General features: G+C 61.8%; 20 protein-coding genes. 9 read left to right on the top strand and 11 right to left on the bottom strand.

All coding sequences use genetic code 11. The features are described from left to right. Positions 1-100 precede the first annotated feature (100 nt). Positions 101-3,340, top strand: a complete 3,240-nt coding sequence (gene uvrB, locus A3AY_RS0104845; RefSeq protein WP_018324559.1) for an excinuclease ABC subunit UvrB — start codon at positions 101-103, stop codon at positions 3,338-3,340. On the opposite strand, the gene A3AY_RS37375 is transcribed toward uvrB, so the two are convergent. Then, on the bottom strand, positions 3,243-4,964 hold the full coding sequence (locus tag A3AY_RS37375; RefSeq protein WP_083925892.1) for an alpha/beta hydrolase: 1,722 nt from the start codon (positions 4,962-4,964) through the stop codon (positions 3,243-3,245). The two genes, uvrB and A3AY_RS37375, sit on opposite strands and share 98 nt — an antisense overlap. Before the next feature lie 824 nt (positions 4,965-5,788). Between A3AY_RS37375 and A3AY_RS0104835 the strand changes: the two genes are divergently transcribed. Next, positions 5,789-6,223, top strand: coding sequence for a hypothetical protein (locus A3AY_RS0104835; RefSeq protein WP_018324557.1), 435 nt, complete (start codon positions 5,789-5,791; stop codon positions 6,221-6,223). A gap of 35 nt (positions 6,224-6,258) precedes the next feature. Here A3AY_RS0104835 and A3AY_RS0104830 read toward each other — a convergent pair whose 3' ends face one another. Further along, the gene (locus tag A3AY_RS0104830) at positions 6,259-6,903 is read right to left on the bottom strand and encodes a J domain-containing protein (protein ID WP_085995004.1); all 645 of its coding nucleotides are present in this window, start codon (positions 6,901-6,903) and stop codon (positions 6,259-6,261) included. A gap of 423 nt (positions 6,904-7,326) precedes the next feature. Between A3AY_RS0104830 and A3AY_RS0104825 the strand changes: the two genes are divergently transcribed. Further along, positions 7,327-7,539 carry a cold-shock protein gene (locus A3AY_RS0104825; protein WP_018324555.1) on the top strand — a complete coding sequence of 71 codons (213 nt, stop codon included), beginning with the start codon at positions 7,327-7,329 and terminating at the stop codon, positions 7,537-7,539. A 118-nt stretch (positions 7,540-7,657) separates the two neighbouring features. Here A3AY_RS0104825 and dusA read toward each other — a convergent pair whose 3' ends face one another. The 5 genes from dusA to A3AY_RS0104795 all read right to left on the bottom strand — a co-directional run bounded on the left by dusA (position 7,658) and on the right by A3AY_RS0104795 (position 11,798). After that, entirely contained in the window at positions 7,658-8,755 is a 1,098-nt protein-coding gene (dusA, locus tag A3AY_RS0104820) for a tRNA dihydrouridine(20/20a) synthase DusA (protein WP_018324554.1), read from the bottom strand. Between the two features lie 105 nt (positions 8,756-8,860). Further along, positions 8,861-9,586 carry a TfuA-like protein gene (locus A3AY_RS0104815; protein ID WP_018324553.1) on the bottom strand — a complete coding sequence of 242 codons (726 nt, stop codon included), beginning with the start codon at positions 9,584-9,586 and terminating at the stop codon, positions 8,861-8,863. Then, positions 9,583-10,806: a YcaO-like family protein gene (locus A3AY_RS0104810; RefSeq protein WP_018324552.1), complete on the bottom strand. Its 1,224-nt coding sequence runs from the start codon at positions 10,804-10,806 to the stop codon at positions 9,583-9,585. The genes A3AY_RS0104815 and A3AY_RS0104810 overlap by 4 nt, the downstream gene beginning before the upstream one ends. A 5-nt stretch (positions 10,807-10,811) precedes the next feature. Continuing rightward, the gene (locus A3AY_RS38915; RefSeq protein WP_154663249.1) at positions 10,812-11,387 is read right to left on the bottom strand and encodes a hypothetical protein; all 576 of its coding nucleotides are present in this window, start codon (positions 11,385-11,387) and stop codon (positions 10,812-10,814) included. 168 nt (positions 11,388-11,555) lie between these two features. Beyond that, the gene (locus A3AY_RS0104795; protein WP_018324549.1) at positions 11,556-11,798 is read right to left on the bottom strand and encodes a DUF982 domain-containing protein; all 243 of its coding nucleotides are present in this window, start codon (positions 11,796-11,798) and stop codon (positions 11,556-11,558) included. A 58-nt stretch (positions 11,799-11,856) separates the two neighbouring features. On the opposite strand from A3AY_RS0104795, the gene A3AY_RS38910 reads away from it, so the two are divergent. The 4 genes from A3AY_RS38910 to A3AY_RS0104775 all read left to right on the top strand — a co-directional run bounded on the left by A3AY_RS38910 (position 11,857) and on the right by A3AY_RS0104775 (position 14,095). Next, positions 11,857-12,594: a hypothetical protein gene (locus A3AY_RS38910; RefSeq protein ID WP_154663248.1), complete on the top strand. Its 738-nt coding sequence runs from the start codon at positions 11,857-11,859 to the stop codon at positions 12,592-12,594. After that, positions 12,588-12,791, top strand: coding sequence for a hypothetical protein (locus A3AY_RS0104785; protein WP_018324547.1), 204 nt, complete (start codon positions 12,588-12,590; stop codon positions 12,789-12,791). Before A3AY_RS38910 ends, A3AY_RS0104785 begins: the two co-directional genes overlap by 7 nt. Positions 12,792-12,859: 68 nt before the next feature. After that, positions 12,860-13,546: a fumarylacetoacetate hydrolase family protein gene (locus A3AY_RS0104780; RefSeq protein WP_018324546.1), complete on the top strand. Its 687-nt coding sequence runs from the start codon at positions 12,860-12,862 to the stop codon at positions 13,544-13,546. Positions 13,547-13,564: 18 nt separating this feature from the next. Continuing rightward, complete coding sequence (locus A3AY_RS0104775) at positions 13,565-14,095, top strand: gamma carbonic anhydrase family protein (protein WP_018324545.1); 531 nt, start codon at positions 13,565-13,567, stop codon at positions 14,093-14,095. Positions 14,096-14,101: 6 nt separating this feature from the next. On the opposite strand, the gene A3AY_RS0104770 is transcribed toward A3AY_RS0104775, so the two are convergent. The 4 genes from A3AY_RS0104770 to A3AY_RS0104755 form a co-directional block, all read right to left on the bottom strand. After that, positions 14,102-16,465 carry a heavy metal translocating P-type ATPase gene (locus tag A3AY_RS0104770; protein ID WP_051108303.1) on the bottom strand — a complete coding sequence of 788 codons (2,364 nt, stop codon included), beginning with the start codon at positions 16,463-16,465 and terminating at the stop codon, positions 14,102-14,104. Between the two features lie 86 nt (positions 16,466-16,551). Beyond that, positions 16,552-16,953: a Fur family transcriptional regulator gene (locus A3AY_RS0104765; RefSeq protein WP_026203114.1), complete on the bottom strand. Its 402-nt coding sequence runs from the start codon at positions 16,951-16,953 to the stop codon at positions 16,552-16,554. Continuing rightward, positions 16,950-17,783, bottom strand: coding sequence for a zinc ABC transporter permease subunit ZnuB (gene znuB, locus A3AY_RS0104760; RefSeq protein WP_018324542.1), 834 nt, complete (start codon positions 17,781-17,783; stop codon positions 16,950-16,952). The genes A3AY_RS0104765 and znuB overlap by 4 nt, the downstream gene beginning before the upstream one ends. Next, positions 17,776-18,708, bottom strand: coding sequence for an ATP-binding cassette domain-containing protein (locus tag A3AY_RS0104755; RefSeq protein ID WP_018324541.1), 933 nt, complete (start codon positions 18,706-18,708; stop codon positions 17,776-17,778). The genes znuB and A3AY_RS0104755 overlap by 8 nt, the downstream gene beginning before the upstream one ends. A 106-nt stretch (positions 18,709-18,814) precedes the next feature. On the opposite strand from A3AY_RS0104755, the gene znuA reads away from it, so the two are divergent. Both znuA and A3AY_RS0104745 read left to right on the top strand, forming a co-directional pair. Then, positions 18,815-19,804: a zinc ABC transporter substrate-binding protein ZnuA gene (gene znuA, locus A3AY_RS0104750; RefSeq protein WP_018324540.1), complete on the top strand. Its 990-nt coding sequence runs from the start codon at positions 18,815-18,817 to the stop codon at positions 19,802-19,804. 230 nt (positions 19,805-20,034) lie between these two features. Continuing rightward, positions 20,035-21,225: a GTP-binding protein gene (locus A3AY_RS0104745; RefSeq protein ID WP_018324539.1), complete on the top strand. Its 1,191-nt coding sequence runs from the start codon at positions 20,035-20,037 to the stop codon at positions 21,223-21,225. Positions 21,226-21,269 lie beyond the last annotated feature (44 nt).

Raw genomic sequence — 21,269 nt, 5'->3', positions numbered from 1 at the left:
TCGCCATGTGTCAGAAACTGGCAGTAGCCGGCCTGTCCGTTGCCTTTTTGTACTCATCGCCCCCTTCCCTTTCCGCCGGACTCTCTCCATATTCCCCGGCATGTCGAAAGCACCGAAAAAATCCCCCCGCCCCGACCCTGGCGGCTTCGAGGAAGCCCCGCAGGCCTCGTTCGAAGGCACGCCGCTGTCGTCCAACGTGTCGGACTGGGCCGAAGAGCTGCAGCGCATGGCCGAGGCCGAGACGATCGAGACCCGCCACGACGTCGCCTCGAAGGCCGGCAAGCACCGCAAGAAGGTCGAGATCGCCGCCTCCAAATCCGCGCGGGGAACATCGATGGGCGGCACCTCCGACCCGAAGACCCGCGCCGCCGCCGGGCTCAATCCGGTCGCCGGCCTCGATATCTCGCTCGAGGAAGCCCAGCGGCTCGGCCTTGGCCGGCAGGGGACCTCCGGAGGAAAGCGCAGCGGACAAGCGTCCGCCGCCGGCCGCCCGGCGCCCCGCGCGGAGGGCGACGAGCCCGTGAGCGCAGAAAATGGCGTCACCGCCACCGTCGAGGCGCTGTCGAAGCTGATCGAGAGCGGCAATCCGCTGTTCAAGGACGGCAAGCTGTGGACGCCGCACCGGCCGGCCCGGCCGGAAAAGTCAGAGGGCGGCCTGCGGATCGTCATGAAATCCGACTACGAGCCCGCCGGCGACCAGCCGACCGCGATCCGGGACCTCGTCGAGGGCCTCGAAAACGGCGACCGCACCCAGGTGCTGCTCGGCGTCACCGGCTCGGGCAAGACCTTCACCATGGCCAAGGTGATCGAGGCGACGCAGCGCCCCGCCGTGATCCTCGCGCCGAACAAGACCTTGGCGGCGCAGCTCTATTCCGAGTTCAAGAACTTCTTCCCCGACAATGCGGTGGAATATTTCGTCTCCTACTACGACTATTACCAGCCGGAAGCCTACGTGCCGCGCTCGGATACCTTCATCGAGAAGGAATCGTCGATCAACGAGCAGATCGACCGCATGCGCCACTCGGCCACCCGCTCGCTGATCGAGCGCGACGACGTCATCATCGTCGCATCCGTCTCCTGCATCTACGGTATCGGCTCGGTCGAGACCTATACCGCCATGACCTTCCAGATGACGGTCGGCGACCGTCTCGACCAGCGCCAGCTCTTGGCCGACCTCGTCGCCCAGCAATACAAGCGCCGCGACATGGATTTCCAGCGCGGCTCTTTTCGCGTGCGCGGTGACACCATTGAAATATTCCCCGCCCACCTTGAGGATGCCGCCTGGCGCATAAGCATGTTCGGCGACGAGATCGACGCCATCACCGAGTTCGATCCGCTCACCGGCCAGAAGACCGACGACCTGAAATCGGTGAAGATCTACGCCAATTCCCACTATGTCACGCCGCGCCCGACGCTCAACCAGGCGATCAAGTCGATCAAGGAGGAGCTGAAACTGCGCCTCGCCGAACTGGAAAAGGGCGGCCGCCTGCTCGAGGCCCAGCGGCTGGAGCAGCGCACCCGCTACGACATCGAGATGCTCGAGGCGACCGGCTCCTGCGCCGGCATCGAGAACTATTCCCGCTACCTGACCGGCCGCCAGCCCGGCGAGCCGCCGCCGACCCTGTTCGAATACATCCCCGACAACGCCCTGTTGTTCATCGACGAGAGCCACGTCTCGGTCAGCCAGATCGGCGGCATGTATCGCGGCGACTTCCGCCGCAAGGCGACGCTGGCCGAATACGGTTTCCGCCTGCCGTCCTGCATGGACAACCGGCCGCTGCGCTTCGAGGAATGGGACGCCATGCGCCCCGATACCATTGCCGTCTCGGCGACGCCTGCGGCCTGGGAGCTGGAACAGTCCGGCGGCGTCTTTGCCGAACAGGTGATCCGCCCGACCGGCCTGATCGACCCCCCGGTCGAGGTCCGCTCGGCCAAGACCCAGGTCGACGACGTGCTCGGCGAGATCCGCGAGACCGCTAGCGCCGGCTACCGCACCCTCGTCACCGTGCTCACCAAGCGCATGGCCGAGGACCTCACCGAATATCTGCACGAACAGGGCGTGCGCGTCCGCTACATGCATTCCGACATCGACACGCTGGAGCGCATCGAGATCATCCGCGACCTGCGGCTCGGCGCCTTCGACGTGCTGGTCGGCATCAACCTGTTGCGCGAGGGCCTCGACATCCCCGAATGCGGCTTCGTCGCCATCCTCGACGCCGACAAGGAAGGTTTTCTGCGCTCGGAAACCTCGCTCGTCCAGACCATCGGCCGCGCCGCCCGCAACGTCGACGGCAAGGTCATCCTCTATGCCGATACGATCACCGGCTCGATGCAACGCGCCATGGAGGAGACCTCCCGCCGCCGCGAAAAGCAGATGGCCTATAACGAGGCCCACGGCATCACCCCGGAATCGGTCAAGGCAAAGATCTCCGACATCCTCGATTCGGTCTACGAGAGAGACCATGTCCGCGCCGACATCGGCATCAGGGGCGTCAAGGGCGGCATCACCGAACTGGTCGGCAACAACCTCGCCGCCCATCTCGAGGCGCTCGAAAAACAGATGCGCGCCGCCGCCACCGACCTCGACTTCGAAACCGCCGCCCGCCTGCGCGACGAGATCAAGCGCCTCAAAGCCGCCGAACTCGCCGTCATGGACGACCCAATGGCACGGCAAGAGGCGCGGGCGATGGAGGGTAGCCGTACTTCTCCGTCATCCTCGGGCAAGCGCAGCGCGACCCGAGGACCGGGTGCGGCATCCTCGGCCCCAATCTCCCCCCTTGTGGGGGAGATGTCCGGCAGGACAGAGGGGGGTGCCCCCTCAACCGCCGAATCTGCCGCAATACCCCCCTCTGACCCTTCGGGCCATCTCCCCCACAAGGGGGGAGATCAACCCGGCCGCTCCCTCTTCGCCAAACCCAGCCTCGACAACATGGGCCCAGGCACCGACATGACCCGCCCGGCCCGCTCGCCCGGCGCGGCATCCACGGTCGACTCCCGCCCCCCTGTGGGGAGGGAGGGGTCTTCCCTCTTCCGCAAGAACACCCTCGACGAAATGACCGTCGGCCGCACCGAAAAGCCGCTCAACACCCGCGGCAAGCTGCCGGAAAAACCGGTGCTGCCCGGCCAGCCGGAAAAACGCGACCTCACCTCCCCTGCGTCATCCTCGACCTCCCCTGCGTCATCCTCGACCCCGTCATCCTCGGGCCTGACCCGAGGATCCAGCGCCGACGACGCAAAGCCCTTCATCCGCGCCAAGGCGGGCGTCGGCTCCTACGAGGATGCGGGCGATGTGAAGCGGCAGAAGAAGACGAAGGGGAAAACGGGGCGGCCGGGGCAGTAGACTTGGGGCCAACTGGCAGGGATTTCGTTGTTCTCAAGATTGAGCGTGACTTGCTAGATTGATCGTTAATCCGCCAGTATTGCTGAGCACCAATTTTTACTGATTCGACAGCATGCCGTTCATTCGGTGGCGAATTTGCGCTCAAAAGCGCGAATATGTCGTTCAGTATTGTGCGGCTGGCGCTCAAGTATCCGTGCGAGAACTCGCCTAGATCCAAATTGTTTACAAGGATTGTATCCATTCCCGAAAGAACGAAGACCGGAGGTGTCACACCCACACGTGGGAAACCATGTAGCCACCCAGACACCTTAAGAGCGGTGTCCGTCTCCGAAACATAAGATGTGGTTCTCGTTGAATGGTTTATGGCGTGAACACCAACGTAAGGCATAATGCCAGTATCTACATCCGCCGCAGCTAAAATTATCTGATTCAGACGCTTCAGCACATGAGATCTCGTCGATGATAAAACCTCAAGCGCTCCGAGTACGGTTCGACAACCCATGCTATGGGCAATTATATTTGCGCTTTTCTGTCGCGAATTCTCGACAAACTGCTCGATGAAATCAGCTAGTGCATATTTGCTGGACTCAGATGAGGCTTCATCGGCGTTGTAGGCAGTCATGCTACCTTTGGAAGGCCAACTGAATAGCCCGATGCCCTGGCCAAGGCCGATGTCGTATCCTATTTGAGCAGCCCGCAATACGGCCTGCTCAAATGTATTGTTAAAACCATGAACGAATATCGTTGGGCGCTCCTTAATCCTCATTTTATCTGATGTGGATTTTAGAAAAGACCAAAATAATTCCTCATTTAGCGGAATTAAGGAATCTAGTCTTAAGCGATCGTCTTTTCTATTGAGAAGTCGCTTCCAAAGCGGAGAGCCCAAAGACCCGATTTTGTGGCTATTTGGGACAATGACTTCGCAAACACCATAGCTGATATTGGTGGTGTGATCCCGATTGAAATCAACCAAGACTCCCCTAGTAAATACAGGTGTTCTGTTGGTGCCGAAGAAGACGTCATATTTATTTTTACGCGTCTTCTCATCCGCTGCTTTGCGTCCAATAAGTCTATGCGAAACGGAATCGTTGATTTGAATCGCAGAACGGTTAACAGCGAATTGAGCCTCGTAAGCATCGCGATCTTCAAATACGTGAGCAGATTGCTTTTCAATCGACTCCTGCACGCCGTTATCGAAGTCGCTTCCTAGGAAAATTGCATTTGAGACATTGGCATCCGCGAAAGACACCTCTAACAGTCGTGAGTTCTCGAAAACGGTGCCTATTAGCAGTGAGCGAGTTAAGTTCGCTCCCGACAGATTCGCGTCAATGAACGTTGCGTTGTTAAAATTGGACATAGACATGTCCGCGCCGGTCAAATCGGAATACGAAAACTTTCCATTGTAAAAATTAAGTCCTGATAGATCAGCGCCAGTTAAATTGGCGTTTGACAAATCGATGCCTTCGAAAAAACGCGACGTCTTCGGAGAGTCACGGAAATCTGGCGGTAAGAGGTCAAAAAATTTGACGCCAGATAACTCTGGCGAAAAATCTACTTTTTTACGGCGCTTATTCCATCGCTCAACGCCTTCACTGAGCCAATTCACATGCCAACGGTCAGCCATAGCTTCCTAAATCAATGTTATCGGTACAAGTAAATGGTTCATTTTTGAGTACTGCAAGTCAAGCTGGATACCATAAATCATTTTGGCAAACTTTTCTTGATAGTAGCAGATGACGGCGGCATCTTAATCCATGGTGCAAAGGACTAATTGCTTTGGGAAAGACGCTGCTCCCCCCGACGCGCGGTGGCTGGATCACGGCTACAAAGGCGAAGAAGACGGGCAGTGAAGCAAGCGGCAGAATCGTATCTCTCCCCTAGCGGCACAAAACGAGGATAGTGAGTTGGTCGGGCAAGCTCGCCACACCTCCTCCACGAGGATAATAAGCACTTAGACTCAAATACTTAATCGTGACCGTGACCAAAATCTTCTCGAGATTCACCCTTCCTGCAGCCGCGCCACACCCCCGTTCATCCCCGCCCCGCGCCCTCATGCCATACTCCTCCCGTCCCGCCACGGATACCCTGCCAGCCGTGGCAGCGAGGCGGGGCCGGCGCCGGGGTCGGGGAAAGGACGGAAGTCCCCGAGGCCGGGGTTCGCAAGAAGGTTCCCCTCCGCAGGCCGATGCTGCTGCTGCGGGCGTGCAATCGCACAGAGGGCTGATCAGGCCGTAGCGGAACGAGTTTGCGGGCAAAAACCGCCGAACGGGGCGCTGGCGAGAGCCACCTTCCCAATACTCCATGAGGCTCTTGCGAGCGCCCCGTCCGAAGCCTGCCGCAACGGCAGGCGGGCGGATACGAAACCGAACCAAACCACGGACCGGCCGGTCGCGTGAAGGCGGGTTCATGCCCGCTTTGCCGGCCGCGCCACCACAACGGAGAAACGCCATGCCCGCCAAGCCCACCTCTGCCGATCTGCGCGAAGCCGCGCTGCCGCCCCGCATCGTCGAGATGTTCGGACTGCCCGGCGATATCTGCGCCAATCCGGCCTGCCGGCGAAAGGGGCGCTGCCTCGGCCGGTCGCCGCACGGCCCGGCCTGCCTCGACCGACTCGCCCCCGGCGACCTGAAATTTTACCGGCGATTGCTGGCAACGTGTCTGTGGGCCGACCGGGGCGAGCTTCATTTCCTCCGTCACTACATGCGCGCCACCGACGATCCCTACCTGTGGCTCGTCGGCGAGATCGTCCGCCGCGTCCAGCCACGCGACCACTGGATGCACCGGTCCCTTCCCTACTGGTACCGGTACGCGACGGGCAAGCGCGGCCGCCCCCTCATCTCGCTGCGGGCCGCCGCCAACGTCCCGGTCCGGTACTATTGTTGATGCGTGCCGCGGCCAATCGCCGCCTGCGGCCCGCCTTATTCCGCCGCCTTCACCTCCGGCAGCAGCTCCAGCTCATAGGAATAGCCCTCCAGCATCGTATAGGCCTGCTCGATCGCCTCGATCTGTGCTTCGGCGCTGCGGATGGCGTCGGCGATCGATTGCGAGCGGGTGCGCAGCATCGAGCCGAGCACGTCGGCAGCAGGCCGCCGGCCGAGCCGGTCGATGTGCTGGCGGACGCGCGCGCGGTGGCGCTCGAGCTCGAGGATATGGAAGCGGCTCTTGACGATGTCGTCCGACAGTTTGCGGCGCATGGCGGCGAGCGGGTCGAAGCTGCCGGGCTCGCGCTCGTCGAGGATGAACTCGTTGACCAGCGTCTCCAGCATCAGGATGCCCTTCAAGTCGCGCGGATCGGCAAGCTGCGGGTCGTAGCCGGTATTGTCATAGACCTTGCGCCGCACCGGGTCCTTCAGCAGGTCGTAGCAGGCCTGCAGCCGGCCAAAACCCTCGACGTCGCCGCCCTGGTCGGGATGGGCCGTCTTCGCCGCCTTGCGCCAGGCCGCCTTGATCGCCTGCTCATCGGCATCGCGTTCAAGTCCAAGCGTTTCATAGGGATCGATCACCAGGCCACCTCGTCTTCCAGCATCCGTCGTTCCCGCCCTAACCCGTCGCGCCCGCTGCATCAAGCCGGAACCGGAGGGCGGTTCGCCCCTTCTTCCGCCATAGCCGGGACGAAATTGTGGAGACATGGCGGCCAACGGACGGTTTTCCCCGGACGGCTGTGCCATTGCGGCACGTACCGCAACCTGCGCAGATCACCCCGGAAAAGGAACAGCATGCGGTTGAAATTCGGGGCATTAATCGCTTGCTATTTTCACGATTTGCTGCCAATTATTTCAGCGTTCGGGCGTTTGCATCCCGGAGACTGGACTGGCTGTATGGTCCCGGAGCAATCCGGGCGTGCCGAAAAGGCACTGTAGGCGTTCTTTCCCCGTTATCGACTTCACCGACTGGCTTTCCGGAATAAAGACAAAACCGGGAAGAAAAAAGGTCTCCACCCTGGCAGGGGTGAAGGCACATCATCAAGGGAAATAAGGACTTCTCCCATGGCCACCAAGGGCACCGTAAAATTCTTCAACCAGGACAAGGGTTTTGGTTTCATCACGCCGGAAGGCGGCGCCAAGGACGTTTTCGTTCACATCTCGGCGCTGCAGGCCGCTGGTCTCCAGACCCTGAAGGACGGCCAGCAGGTCACCTTCGACACCGAGCCGGATCGCATGGGCAAGGGCCCGAAGGCCGTCAACATCCAGGCTGCCTAAGCTTAGATCTGATCGCTTTGCGATGACTGACTTGAACGGCGTCCCTCGGGGCGCCGTTTTTTTCGAGAAAATAGACAATAGAATCAAAGACATACTGCCTACTGCTACTGCCTCATTCCTACTCCGCCGCCTGCCTCGCCTCTGCCGCGGCAAAGATCGCGTCGAAAGCGGCGGCGATCACCTCCGGCCCGGCCCCTGCCCGCGTCGCATCGGCCGACAGGATCTGCCGGAACCGCCGCGCCCCCGGCCAGCCCTGGAACAGCCCGACCATGTGGCGGCTGATATGGATGAGCCGCCCGCCGGACGCGATATGCCGGTCCGCATGCCCCATCATCGCGTCACGCACCCCGGCCCAGAATTCCAGCGACTGCCGGTGGCCATTGGCGGTGAAGGCCTCGGCGCTGAGATCGACCGGCCCCACACCCGTCACGGGATGCGAAAAATACTGATCCACGGCACTCAGCATGGCGCTATCATGATAGGCGGTCCGACCGAGCATGACGCCGTCCACATGCTCAAGCTCGTCGAGGGCCTGATTCAAACTGCCAAGACCGCCGTTCAGGCCTATGAAAAGAGAAGGATTTTCTGCCTTGAGCCGATGCACCAGACCATAATCCAGCGGCGGAACCTCGCGGTTCTCCTTCGGCGACAGCCCCTGCAGCCAGGCTTTGCGCGCATGCACCCAGACGGCATCCGTACCGGCCTTGGTGACCTGGGAAACGAGATCGCGCAGCGCCACCTCCGGCTCCTGGTCGTCGACGCCGATCCGGCATTTGACCGTCACCGGGATCGACACCGCCGCCTTCATCGCCGCCACGCAGTCGGCAACGAGCGAAGGCTCGCGCATCAGGCAGGCGCCGAACGTGCCCGACTGCACCCGGTCCGACGGACAGCCGACATTCATGTTGATCTCGGCATAGCCGAAGTCCTCACCGATCCGCGCCGCCTGCGCCATCCTGCCCGGATCGTTGCCGCCAAGCTGCAGCGCCACCGGCTGCTCGGTGTCGTCGAGCCCCAGCAGCCGCTCCCGGTCGCCGCGCAGGATCGCCTCGGAAACGATCATCTCGGTATAGAGCAGCGCATGCCTGGAAAGCTGCCGCGCCAGGAACCGGTAGTGACGATCGGTCCAGTCGATCATCGGCGCCACGGCGAAGACGGGAGCTTTGAAATAGCGTCCGCCGCCCGGCCCCGCCGGCATCTTGATGTCGTCACCCATGATAGTCGTTCTCGGTTCGGTGCCGGAAACGGCACCCGCGTCAATCCGCGTCCGCCGGCCTTATATAATGCACCGCCCGGCAAATCTACATGCCCTGTGTGTCACTCAGCCGGCCTCATCGGCAGAGCTCGCCACCGCCTTCCACATACTGGTCGCCCGGAATGCCCAGCCCGCCGGCCGCTCGCCGCGACGGTCATCTGCAGCCGCCATCAGGCCGAACAATTCCAGGGCATCCATGCGCTTCTGATCGACCGCGCCGCTCTTGAGAACCGTCGCCAGCCATTGCCGGTCGATCGGGGAGGCAAGCCCTGCGCGCCTGACGATTTCGGACCACGTCCTTTCCTTGTAGAAGATCGCGCTCGCCGCCCGCTCGAGCGCCGCCCCGACATCGGCAGTGATAGCCTCTGTCGCCTGCAGGTGCTCGAGCGTCGCCAGCGCGTTGACCAGCGGTACGGTCAGCGGCAGATAACCGAGCTCCGCCGGACCATGGAGCAGCGCCACATCGGCATCATCCTCCAGAATACCCGCAGCATAGTCACTGAAAATCCGCCCCACACCGATCATGCCGAAGTCGGCGCATTCAGCGGCCCGCAGCGCGCCCATGCTGGCGGCACCATAGACCTTTACACCATGCGACAGCGCATGGAGGATTTCCTTATGCCAGATCGGCGCCACATACTCGAAATTGCCGTCAATAATGCCGACTGCGGAAGCGCCGGAGCGTACCGCACGCAGGAGATCGCCCTGGATGGCCGGTGGGCGGATGATGATATCCTTGGCTGCCAGAACTCGGGCGTCGGGAAGTGTCGGGCCGACGAAGACGATTTTCATGCCGTCTCCAGCATACGGGCGACAGCGCGCGGTCCCAATCGCCGCTTGCGCAGGCCGTCGGGATTCTCCAGCTGCGGCAGGAAAACCTTCACCACCGAAAACGGGAAATCACCATGCAGGAGCGGCAGGGCAACCGCCGTTTTAATGTGCGCATCGCTGAGCCTTCGAAGAACATGGGCAAGGAGCGCATCCGGCCCTTCGGCGACAGGCGGCCGGGCGACGGCGCGCGGCGCAGCTGTGGCGGTAAACAGGACGCGCGTTTCCTCAGCGAGCGGGCGGGTAAAGGTCTCAGGAAAGACGTCGTCCCGCGCGCCGCTGATATAGGTCAGGCGCGATTGCGCGACTTCCGTAATTGCCCGGACAGCGGCGCGAACGGGGTTGGGATGGCAACCATGCCCGATCGTCGCCTGATGGTAGAGCGGCTGTTTCATCGAAAGAATGTCCTTGGGAGCAAGAAGGGCCGTGTAACAGGGCACGGCGATATCGCTGGTGATATCGAAAAGGCGCAGCGTCAGTCCGGCGTCGATGATGCGGCCCACCACATCGGAGAGCACCGCGTCGCCGAAAGCTGCGTGGTCAAGGAATGTCTGTAGCCTTTTTGCCAATGGCATCATCCGCCACAGCACCTCGGCATCTCTCTCGATCCGCTCGAGCGTGCCGTGCAGCGTTGCCTCCGTCTGCGTGTTGCCGGACGCCAGTCCATCGGAGGACTGCCAATAGCGGCAATCGTCACGCGTCCGGTCGAGGCTGGCGGCGTCAAGCGGTACCCACGCGGTCTCGTCCTTCAAAAGATCGTGGCCACTCGCCCAGCGAACTTCCTCACTATCGTCAAGGTCGGCAAATCCGTGCGCTGTCAGGGCATGAAGGGGTATGGCCTGCTCGCCCGCCGCCAGCATCGCGTCGCGGCTTGCACAACGGGTCGCAATGCACGGCTCGCAGGCAACGGCGCGCTCCAGCGCTTCCATGGCGGCGGAGACCTTGGCGTCGATGTCGGTGATGCCCTTGCCCTGGTTGATGACGATCGACCGGGCGTTGGGCGAAACGGCATTCCACACCGGAATGCCGATGTTGTCGAGCCCCGTCAGACGACCAAGCCGTGTCACGCCGAACCGGCACAGGAAGGGTTTTATTCGCGCAAGCGTCTCTTCCGGCGCGATGACACGATCGCAATAGCTGCTCAGTGCCGTCTCACCCACAGCGCCCACGCTCTCGGTTCGCAACCGGCTTATTCCGGGCCGCGATCCATGAAGCCGCCGGATGCGCTGCCGTTGCTTGCCATGAGCGCGACATCGATGCCGCGCGTGACCGCACCACGATCGCAATGCCCGCTGGCAACACCGTGGCCGGTGTGCGTCATCACGGAGCACTCCTGTCCCTGGACCGCCGGCTTGCGGGATAGGCCGCGATCGACATGGCCGCCAGCAGGGTCTTCGCCATTGTTCGTGACGACGGCAAATTTCACTCCGTGCACCCGGGGGGCAGCGGTAGGGCCACGATCAAAAAGACCACTGGCCGGCTCCTCACCGTTGTCTGCCAATACCGCAAATTTCACCCCGCGCACCACCGGTTCGCCGGATTGACGCGATCGGGCAGCAAACGCGAAAGAGTCGTCGGCCCCATCATCGATTTTAGTGAGCGTGCCCGCCTCGAAATCGACAAGCCAGAACCCTTCTTCGCCTTCTACACCAGACCAACAACCTTGGACATTCTGTTCAATCCCTCGGGTTAAATGCTGGTTGGAAAATTGCACGTGAGCATGAGACAAACAAGAGACGGGAACGGAACACGCGGCCTCATCCATCGGGCAGATCATGCTCAATGTGCAGGGTACAGTCAACGTGGGGTAGTAAAGGAAGAAATACGAATTATTAAAAAAGTTACTGGCTCCGCCAGCAGGCTGGCGGTTCGCGAGAGGCGTTTTTCACGCGCGGTTGCAGGCTTCAGCTTCTGAAGTCTGCCCGGTCAACCGTCAATGCGCCTGTAGTCTTGCCTCTTTCGCGGCGGAGATGAAGACCTCCCTCGCTTCCTCGGGCGACTTGCGGCCGTCGAGCGCGGCGCGGCACAGACTTCTGGCAGCGACATAGCGCGGACCGCGCAAATCCGGCCAGGTGTCCATCAGGCAGATCAGGGCATCAAACGGTCCCTGGACAAGCTGAGAGCCTTTTTGTCCAAACCCGACCTCTACGGGACTGGACCACTTGGCATATGGCATGAGCGTCTCCTCCGATTTTCTTGCCATCAGACAAGAAGGATAACTCATTTGGTTCCCGTTGGGCAAACAGCAAAATGAAAAAAGCCTGCCGCGGGAGGAGGTGCGGCAGGCTTCTGAAAATGACCCACGGTCGGGAGGAGGTGACCGCTGGTCGATCGCAGCCTTTCGGGAGGAGGTGAATCGCTGCGATAAATATGACTTTATTGTTGCATTGCAGCAAAGTCAAGCAATTTTTCATGCGACGCAGCATTTACCAGTAACGGCGGCGCTGCGGGGGTGGGCTGGCGGCGCTGCCGAACAGATAGCCCGCAAGAAAGGCTACCGCACCGACCATGAGGAACGCCGTGCTGGTCGCAGACGGGTGATCACGAGCCGTCATTGCCACCGCACTCGCCTCGTCCTTGACATAGCTCGCCGCCTGTTTTGCTTTTACCGCCACGCCGCCTGCCTCATCCAGTTCACCTGTGAAACCAGTTCGCAAATTTTTGACATTGGCCATCTCGGTACTCCTGTTCTCCAGCAACGAAACATCTCAAAAGTAATATTGTTCCATCAAAAAACCGGAGAGGATGCCCGCATTCTGGGCGTATGCTCGAAAAATACCTCCAAGCAGATTCTTTGCTCGAAAATCACGTATCGTTACGCCACGAAAGCCAAGCTTTTGCTGAAAAATGACTGTTGTGATTCGTTTACCTGTGGCATGTTATTAGTGAAGGCGCCTCATAAAAACCAATTTCGGAGTAACAACTGCGGCCCAGAATCAAAAGAATACGCGACGGGAGAGAAAACATGGTAGAGGAAAATCTGTATCGCATCGTCGAAGTCAGCTTGAAGCGTGGAACCGATCGCCGTGACGTCGGCATTATGACCGTGCGCCAGGCGCTTGAGCTTCCAGACGTCCCCAGCCTTGAATACACCCATCCGGACCTCAATTCCCGAGCCGGCGGCCGATTCCTGACGCGGGACCAGCTCGAAGCCTACGCCTGCAGCTGAAGCATCTTTCGCCACCCCTTGAAGGGGTGCTATCGTCAGGCATTCGCAATCGAATGCCTGGATATTTGATGACCACTGTAATTCCCCTTCCCGCCCCGGTCCTGCTGCCGGTTGCGAATTCCGATCGGGCCTTTCCCGTTCGCCGCGTTTATTGCGTGGGTCGTAACTATGCGGCCCACGCAATCGAGATGGGCCACGATCCCGACCGGGAGCCGCCTTTCTTCTTCCAGAAAAATCCGGACAATCTGTCGGTGCCGCGCGAGGAGTTTCCCTATCCACCGCTGTCGAGCGACGTGCACCACGAGGTCGAACTCGTCGTCCTTTTGAAGGGCGGCGGCGACAATATTGACAGCGGCGATGCTCTCGATTGCGTCTACGGCTATGCGGTGGGCATCGACTTCACGCGCCGCGACCTGCAGGCCGAGGCAAAGGCGGCGGGCAAGCCATGGGCGGCAGCGAAAGCCTTCGAGCACTCGGCGCCGGTTTCAGACATCGTTCCGGCCGAGACAATCGGCCATCCCGAGGCTGGCAATATCTGGCTTACGGTCAACGGCGACCGCAAGCAGCAGGGCGACCTCAACCAGATGATCTGGAAGGTTCCGGAAGTCATCGCCGAACTGTCGAAACTGTTCACGCTCGCTGCCGGAGACGTCATCATGACCGGAACACCCTCCGGTGTCGGGCCGGTGTCGCGCGGCGACGTGGTTTCCTGCGGCATCGATGGCGTTGCCACGCTGACCGTCACGGTCGTCTAAGCACAAGAAAGTAAAATCATGCCGCTTTATGCACTTGGCCCGACACGCCCCTCTGTTCCGGCGGAAGGCAGCTATTGGGTGGCGCCGGACGCGCATGTCATCGGCAAGGTCGAACTGGGTGACGATGTCGGCATCTGGTTCGGAGCGGTGCTGCGCGGCGACAACGAGCCGATCAGGGTCGGCGCCCGCACCAATATCCAGGAAGGCGTCGTCATCCATGTCGATCCCGGCTTTCCGGTGTCGATCGGAGAAGGTTGCACCATCGGCCATCACGCCATCGTGCATGGCTGCACCATTGGCGACAATTCGCTGGTCGGCATGGGCGCGGCGGTGCTGAATGGCGCGGTGATCGGCAGCAACTGTCTTATCGGGGCCAATGCCCTGGTGACGGAAGGCAAGGTCTTTCCCGACAATTCGCTGATCGTCGGCGCACCGGCAAAGGCGATCCGGCTGCTCGATGACGCGGCCGTCGCCGGCTTGAAGAAGTCGGCGATCGGCTATGTCAAGAAATGGCAGCTTTTCGCGACAAGCCTGTCCGTCATCGGGTAGTTGCCGTCAGAGCTTCAATCGCCTCAGCCGGAGTGCATTGACGACGACGGAAACCGAAGACAGGCTCATGGCGGCGGCGGCGATCATCGGCGACAGCAGCGAGCCGGTCAGCGGGTAAAGCAGACCGGCTGCGACCGGCACGCCGACGGCGTTGTAGGCAAAGGCGAAGAACAGGTTCTGGCGAATGTTCGACAGCGTCGCCTTCGACAGGGTTCGCGCCCGCACGATGCCGGACAGGTCACCCTTCAACAGCGTGATGCCGGCGCTTTCCAGCGCAACATCGGCGCCGGTGCCCATGGCGATGCCGACATCGGCTGCTGCCAGAGCCGGGGCATCGTTGATGCCATCGCCCGCCATGGCGACGACGCGCCCCTCGGCCTTCAGGCGCTCGACCAATGCTTTCTTGTCCTCCGGCAGCTGGTCGGCCGCGACATCGTCGATGCCGAGCGCCTTCGCCACCGCGTCGGCTGTAACGGCACTGTCGCCCGTCGCCATGACGACGCGGATGCCATCGGCATGCAGCGCGCGGATCGCCTCGGCCGCATTGATCTTGATCTCGTCGGCCAGCGCCAGAAGACCGGCCAGCTCGCCATTGACCGCGACGTAGAGTGCGGTGCGGCCATTCTGGCGCAGCCCTTCGGCGTGACCGGCAAAGGCCGACGTATCGACACCGACATCAGCCAGCAGCATGGCGGCATTGCCTGCGAGCACGCGATCGCCATCCACTCGGCCGGAGACGCCCTTGCCGTTGACCGCTTCGAAGTCGGAAACGGCAACCAGCGGCACGTCGCGCGCCCTGGCCCCTGCGACGATGGCCTCGGCCAAGGGGTGTTCCGAGGCCTTTTCCAGGGAGGCGGCGAGCATCAGCAGCCGGTTTTCCGGAAAGGTGGGCCCCACAAGCACGTCCGTCAGACGCGGCTTGCCTTCCGTCAGCGTACCGGTCTTGTCGACGATCAGCGTATCGATGGCCGCGAGACGCTCCAGCGCCGCGGCTTCACGGACGAGCACGCCGGACTGGGCGCCCCTACCGGTCGCCGTCATGATCGAGATCGGCGTGGCAAGACCGAGCGCACAGGGACAGGCAATGATGAGGACGGAGACGGCAGCGACCAGCCCGTAGGCGAAGGACGGTTGCGGACCAAGCACCAGCCAGCCGACGAAAGCCGCCGCCGCGACAAGCACGACTGCAGGCACGAACCAGCCGGACACCCGGTCGGCAAGCTTCTGGATCGGCGCGCGCGACCGCTGGGCCGACGCGACCATCTCGACGATCTGGGACAGGACCGTATCGCTGCCGACCTTTTGTGCCCTGACGACCAGCGTGCCGTTGCGGTTGATGGTGCCGCCGGTGACCTCGGCGCCCACGATCTTTTCCACCGGCAAAGGCTCGCCGGTGATCAGGCTCTCATCGACGCTGGAGTGGCCTTCGGTGACGATGCCATCGACCGGCACGGCTTCGCCGGGCCGTATGCGCAGATGATCGCCAGCCAGGATGTTTTCAAGTGGCGCGTCCTGTTCGGTTCCGTCCGGCTGTATGCGGCGCGCCGTCTTCGGTGCGAGGTTCATCAGGGCGCGGATCGCATCGCCGGTGCGCTCACGGGCGCGAAGCTCGAGGATCTGGCCGACGAAGACCAGCGTCACGATGACGGCCGCGGCCTCGAAATAGACGGCAACCTCCCCGTGATGACCGCCGAACTCCATCGGAAACAGGCTGGGCAACAGCGTCGCGACGACGCTGTAGAGATAGGCCGCGCCAACGCCGAGCATGATCAGCGTCCACATATTGTAGTGGCCCGTGCGCAGCGACACCCATCCCCGCTCGAAGAAGGGCCTCGCCGCCCACAGCACGACCGGCGTTGCAAGGAGGAGTTCGAGATAGGTGACGATGCGGGCGCCGATCCACTCGCGGATCGGAAGCCCGACCATCGGTCCCATCGATAAAATCACCAGCGGCACGGCGCAGGCAAGGCTTACCCAGAAGCGACGGGTGAAATCGACGAGTTCGGGATTGGGGCCCTCGACTGGGGCGCCCATCGGCTCGAGCGCCATGCCGCAGATCGGGCAGGTTCCGGGCGCGTCACGGACGATTTCCGGATCCATCGGGCAGGTATAGAGCGTCGCCTTCTTCGCAGCCTTCGGCTTGTTTCCGGCATGGCCCGACAGGTAGAACCAGGGATCGGCGCCGAAGCGCTCGTGGCAGCGCTGGCTGCAGAAATGATAGATGGTTCCCTGATAGTCGAGGCTCGGCTTTCCGGCATTGAGTTTGACGGTCATGCCGCAGACCGGATCAATGGCGGTTTCGGCCTTGTCCGTCGCCTGAGGGGCATGGACGTGATCACGCGTATGGGCGGAAAACAGGAAATCGGACATCGAATCGTGATTGTTCACAGCTGAACCTCGGGCCCGGATGGTCACACATCCGCTGGCGGTGGGGAAGACTTTGACCGACGGCAGAATTATCCGCTGGTGCAGTTCTGGCAGTGGCCGCGAATCTCGATCGTGGTCTTTTCGGTCTTGAAATGCTCCCTGCCGGCCAGGACGGAAAGCCGCTCCTCGATGCCGGCATCATGCATTTCGGTGACCTGGCCGCAATCCTCGCAGATTGCAAAGGCGGTGACGCCGTGATCATGGTGATGATGATCCGGATGCGAGCAGGCGACGAAAGAATTCATGCTTTCAAGCCGGTGGATCATGCCGAACTCGAGCAGCTTGTCCAGCGCGCGGTAAACCTGCAGCGGCGCGCGAAAACCGTGATCACGCAGCTTGTCGAGGATCGTATAGGCGCTGAGCGGACCTTCCGCATGGGTCAGCGCATCGAGCACCAGCGACTGGTTCCTGGTGAGTTGCTGCGCCATCAGTGGTGTCCTCCATGCGTCGAATGAATGGCCGTCTCGATTTCTCCCTTGCGGCCGAAGGGCAGCAGGCTGAGGACGAAAAGCCCCATTGCCGCAACCACGATCGACGGACCGGACGGCGTATCGAAGTGCAGCGAGCCGAAAAGGCCGCCGGTAACGGCGAGCACGCCGATCCCCGAGGCGAGCACGGCCATGATTTCGGGCGACGTGGCAAAACGCCGGGCGGTGGCCGCCGGAATGATCAAGAGCGAGGTGATCAGGAGGATGCCGACGATCTTCATGGCAATGGCGATCACCAAGGCCATCAGCAGCATGAAGTAAAGCCGCGCCCGCTCCGGCTGGAGGCCTTCGGCCTCGGCCAGTTCCGGATTGACGGTGGAGGCAAGCAGCGGCCGCCAGAGATAGACGATGGCAAACAATACGAGAATGCCACCGCCCCAGACGAGATCGATATCGGCCTCGGAAACCGCGAGAATATCACCGAACAGGAAGCCGACGAGATCGATGCGCACCCATGTCATGAAGGCAACCATCACGAGGCCGATCGACAGCGCCGAGTGGGAGAGAATGCCGAGCAGCGCATCTGTCGACAGCGCGCCGCGCTTCTGCAGCAACAGCAACAGCAGCGAAACGACGGCGGCGACGATAAAGACGCTGAGCATCAGATTGAGGTTGAACAGCAGCGACAGCGCCACGCCGAGCAATGCCGAATGGGCCATGGTGTCGCCGAAATAGGCCATGCGCCGCCAGATGACGAAGCAGCCGAGCGGACCGACCGTGATGGCAAGGCCGATGCCGGCAACGAGCGCGCGGGTGAAGAAATCGTCAAACACGGCGCGTCTCCTTGTTGCCCAGGCCCTGCAGGCGGTTTTGATGGCCGCAGCCGCAATCCGGACCGTGGACATGATCGGCATGGTCGTGATCGTCATGCCCATGCTCGGCGTGGGCGCCATGGTGGTGGCCGTCATCCGGATGGCAATGTTCGGTGATGCTGCCATCGGCATGCAGAACGCGGCCGTCGGGCAGATGGGTATGGTCGTGGTCGTGGCTGTAGACGGCAAGCGTCTTGGCCGCCCGGCTGCCGAACAGTTTCAGATATTCCGGGCTCTGGCTGACCACTTGCGGCGTGCCGCGGCAGCAGACATGGCCGTTGAGGCAGATCACCGTATCGGTCTCGGCCATCACCACATGCAGGTCGTGCGAGATCAGGAGGATGCCGCAGCCGGTCTGGTTGCGGATGGACTTGATCAGGTCGTAGAGCGCGATCTCGCCGGAGAAGTCGACGCCCTGCACCGGTTCGTCGAGCACCAGCAGGTCGGGTTTGCGGGCAATTGCGCGGGCAAGCAGCGCCCGCTGGAATTCGCCGCCGGACAGGTGCTGGACCTCGGCGCGGGCGAGATGCGCGATGCCGGTGGAGTGCAGCGCTTCCTCGATCTCGCGGCCCTTCAGCGGGCCGGTCAGTGTCATCAGGCGCTCGACCGTCAGGGGCAGCGTCCAGTCGATCGCGAGTTTCTGCGGCACATAGCCGACCTTGAGGCCCGGCTTGCGCTCGACCCAGCCCTCGTCCGGCTTCAAGACGCCGATCGCGGTTTTCGCCGTCGTGGATTTGCCCGAGCCGTTCGGGCCGATCAGCGTGACGATCTCGCCGCGGCTGATCGAAAACTCGACGCCGCGCACCAGCCAGCGGCCGCCGCGGCGCACGCCGGCATTGTTCAAAAGGACGAGAGGCTTCTGGTCGGGGTCGCGGAAATTCAGCATCAAAAAAATCCGGGTGAGGTGTTGCCAGCCGCTATGCCACACGTTATAGCATAACGCAATTGATGTAATAACATTACATTGATTTACAAGACAGGAGTCCCCCCGCATGAGCCTGAAAAAATCCCTGCTTTTGACATCCTCCCTGCTCGCCTCTTCCCTGCTTCTGGCTGCAGGCAGCGCGCATGCCGAAGTCCCGAACGTCGTCGTTTCGATCAAGCCGATCCACTCCCTGGTCGCCTCGATCATGCAAGGGCTGGGCGAGCCGGCGCTGATCGTCGAGGGCGCCGCCTCCCCCCATACCTACAGCATGAAGCCCTCCAACGCCTCGGCGCTGGAGAACGCCAACATCGTCTTCTGGGTCGGGCACGGGCTGGAAGCCTTCCTGGAGAAGCCGCTGGAGTCGCTCGGCAGCGGCGCGAAGATCGTCGAACTGGACGATGCGCCCGGGCTCGAAAAGCTGAAATTCCGAGAAGGCGGCGCCTTCGAGGCGCATGACGACGGCGACGAGCATGAAGCAAGCGCAGAAGGCGGCGAGGATCACGCCCATGAGGAGGGTCGCCACCACGAAGAAGGTGAATTCGACATGCACCTGTGGCTCGATCCCGCCAATGCCAAGGCGATGGCAGCCGAGATCGAAAAGACGCTGGCTGCTGCCGACCCGGACAATGCGGCGACCTACAAGAGCAATCTCGATGCCCTCAACATGCGGCTCGACGCGCTCGACAAGACGCTTACGGAAACCGTCGCGCCGATCAAGGACAAGCCCTTCATCGTCTTTCACGACGCCTACCAGTATTTCGAACATCGCTATCATGTGAAGGTGGCAGGTTCGATCACCGTCAGCCCCGAGGTCCTGCCCGGCGCCGAGCGCCTGTCTGAGATCCACGCCAAGATCGTCGAACTGGGCGCGACCTGCGTCTTTGCCGAACCGCAATTCGAGCCGAAGCTCGTCAATGTCGTGCTCGAAGGCACGCCGGCGAAACCCGGCACGCTCGACCCCGAAGCGGCCACCTTGGAGGCCGGCCCTGACCTCTATTTCCAGCTGATGCAAGGTATCGGCACATCTCTGAAAACCTGCCTTTCCAACGGCAGCTAAGCAGGTTTCCTTGGAAGGCGGCTCCCGGCCCTCTCAGGCTGCCGACAAATGCCGCAAACCTCTCTTTCGTCATGGTCGGGCCTGACCCGACCATCCGGGATGCGATTGGATTCTCGGCTCAAGGCCGAGGATGACGTCGTGTGCGAGGCAAGGTTTGTCAACGAACTGAGGCGGCCCCTAGGGCCACCTTTTCGGGCCACTGCACGTTATAGAAAAAAGGATACAGGATAATGCCCGGCAGACTTCCGGTTACCGTTCTCTCCGGCTTTCTCGGCGCCGGAAAGACGACGGTGCTCAACCATATCCTCAACAATCGCAACGGCCTGCGCGTCGCCGTCATCGTCAACGACATGAGCGAAGTGAACATCGACGCCGCTTTGGTGCGCGACGGCGGCGCGAACCTGTCGCGGACGGAAGAACAACTGGTCGAAATGACCAATGGCTGCATCTGCTGCACGCTGCGCGACGACCTTCTGAACGAGGTGCGGAAACTCGCCGAACAGGGCCGGTTCGATTATCTGCTGATCGAATCGACCGGCATTGCCGAGCCGCTTCCCGTCGCAACGACATTTGAATTCCGCGACGAAAGCGGCACCAGCCTTTCCGATGTGGCGCGCCTCGACACGATGGTAACCGTCGTCGATGCCGCGAGCCTCCTGGCCGACTATTCCTCCAACGATTTCCTGGCAGGAGACGGCGACAGCCGCACGCTTGTCGATCTGCTCGTCGAACAGATCGAATTCGCCGATGTCGCCGTGCTTAACAAGGCCGGCAGCGCCACGCCCGAACAGCTTGACGCGACCCGCAAGATCGTCGTCGGGCTTAATCCGGACGCGCGGCTGATCGAGACGGATTTCGGGCGGGTGGCGCTGGGCGATGTGCTGGGCACCGGGCTGTTCGATATGGCGAAAGCCGAGCAGCATCCGCTCTGGTACAAGGAACTGCACGGCTTCAAGGACCACGTACCCGAAACGGAGGAATACGGCATCCGCTCCTTCGTCTACCGCGCGAAACGGCCATTCGATCCCGCCCGGTTTCATGCCTTCATCAATCGTTCGTGGCCGGGCGTCGTGCGCGCCAAAGGCTTCTTCTGGCTGGCGACACGGCCGCATCAGGTCGGTGAACTGAGCCAGGCCGGCCCGATGGTGCGCACGTCGAAGATGGGGCTCTGGTGGTCGGCGGTCCCCAAAGCCCAATGGCCGGACGATCCCGGGTTCCTGGCGACGATGAGACCCTATCTTGATCCCGTCTGGGGCGACCGGCGCCAGGAGATCGTCTTCATCGGCGCAGATCCGATGAACCAGGTGGCGCTCGAAGCCGAGCTCGACGAATGTCTGGTGGATGCCGGAAGCTTCACGCCCGAGCGCTGGCGGACACTGCCCGATCCGTTCGCGGACTGGTCCGCCGGGGCAGGTTCGTAGCCCCGCCGCAGTTTGAGAAAGGCGGCGCGACGCCGCCTCTCGAT

Source organism: Rhizobium giardinii bv. giardinii H152 (genome assembly GCF_000379605.1).
GTDB classification, from domain to species: Bacteria; Pseudomonadota; Alphaproteobacteria; order Rhizobiales; family Rhizobiaceae; genus Pararhizobium; species Pararhizobium giardinii.
The sequence above is the reverse complement of the archived record's forward strand: the minus strand, read 5'-3'. Positions and strand labels throughout refer to the sequence as shown.

Bases quoted from the DNA above. Each gene is read 5' to 3' on its own strand.
- dusA (WP_018324554.1), bottom strand. From the start codon at position 8,755: ATGGGTGACGACATCAAGATGCCGGCGGGGCCGGGCGGCGGACGCTAT.
- A3AY_RS0104815 (WP_018324553.1), bottom strand. From the start codon at position 9,586: ATGAAAATCGTCTTCGTCGGCCCGACACTTCCCGACGCCCGAGTTCTG.
- A3AY_RS0104780 (WP_018324546.1), top strand. From the start codon at position 12,860: ATGACCACTGTAATTCCCCTTCCCGCCCCGGTCCTGCTGCCGGTTGCG.
- znuA (WP_018324540.1), top strand. From the start codon at position 18,815: ATGAGCCTGAAAAAATCCCTGCTTTTGACATCCTCCCTGCTCGCCTCT.
- A3AY_RS0104770 (WP_051108303.1), bottom strand. From the start codon at position 16,465: ATGTCCGATTTCCTGTTTTCCGCCCATACGCGTGATCACGTCCATGCC.
- A3AY_RS0104825 (WP_018324555.1), top strand. From the start codon at position 7,327: ATGGCCACCAAGGGCACCGTAAAATTCTTCAACCAGGACAAGGGTTTT.
- A3AY_RS0104755 (WP_018324541.1), bottom strand. From the start codon at position 18,708: ATGCTGAATTTCCGCGACCCCGACCAGAAGCCTCTCGTCCTTTTGAAC.
- A3AY_RS38915 (WP_154663249.1), bottom strand. From the start codon at position 11,387: ATGGATGAGGCCGCGTGTTCCGTTCCCGTCTCTTGTTTGTCTCATGCT.
- A3AY_RS0104835 (WP_018324557.1), top strand. From the start codon at position 5,789: ATGCCCGCCAAGCCCACCTCTGCCGATCTGCGCGAAGCCGCGCTGCCG.
- A3AY_RS0104745 (WP_018324539.1), top strand. From the start codon at position 20,035: ATGCCCGGCAGACTTCCGGTTACCGTTCTCTCCGGCTTTCTCGGCGCC.
- A3AY_RS0104830 (WP_085995004.1), bottom strand. From the start codon at position 6,903: ATGCAGCGGGCGCGACGGGTTAGGGCGGGAACGACGGATGCTGGAAGA.
- A3AY_RS0104795 (WP_018324549.1), bottom strand. From the start codon at position 11,798: ATGCCATATGCCAAGTGGTCCAGTCCCGTAGAGGTCGGGTTTGGACAA.
- uvrB (WP_018324559.1), top strand. From the start codon at position 101: ATGTCGAAAGCACCGAAAAAATCCCCCCGCCCCGACCCTGGCGGCTTC.
- A3AY_RS0104775 (WP_018324545.1), top strand. From the start codon at position 13,565: ATGCCGCTTTATGCACTTGGCCCGACACGCCCCTCTGTTCCGGCGGAA.
- A3AY_RS0104785 (WP_018324547.1), top strand. From the start codon at position 12,588: ATGGTAGAGGAAAATCTGTATCGCATCGTCGAAGTCAGCTTGAAGCGT.
- A3AY_RS37375 (WP_083925892.1), bottom strand. From the start codon at position 4,964: ATGGCTGACCGTTGGCATGTGAATTGGCTCAGTGAAGGCGTTGAGCGA.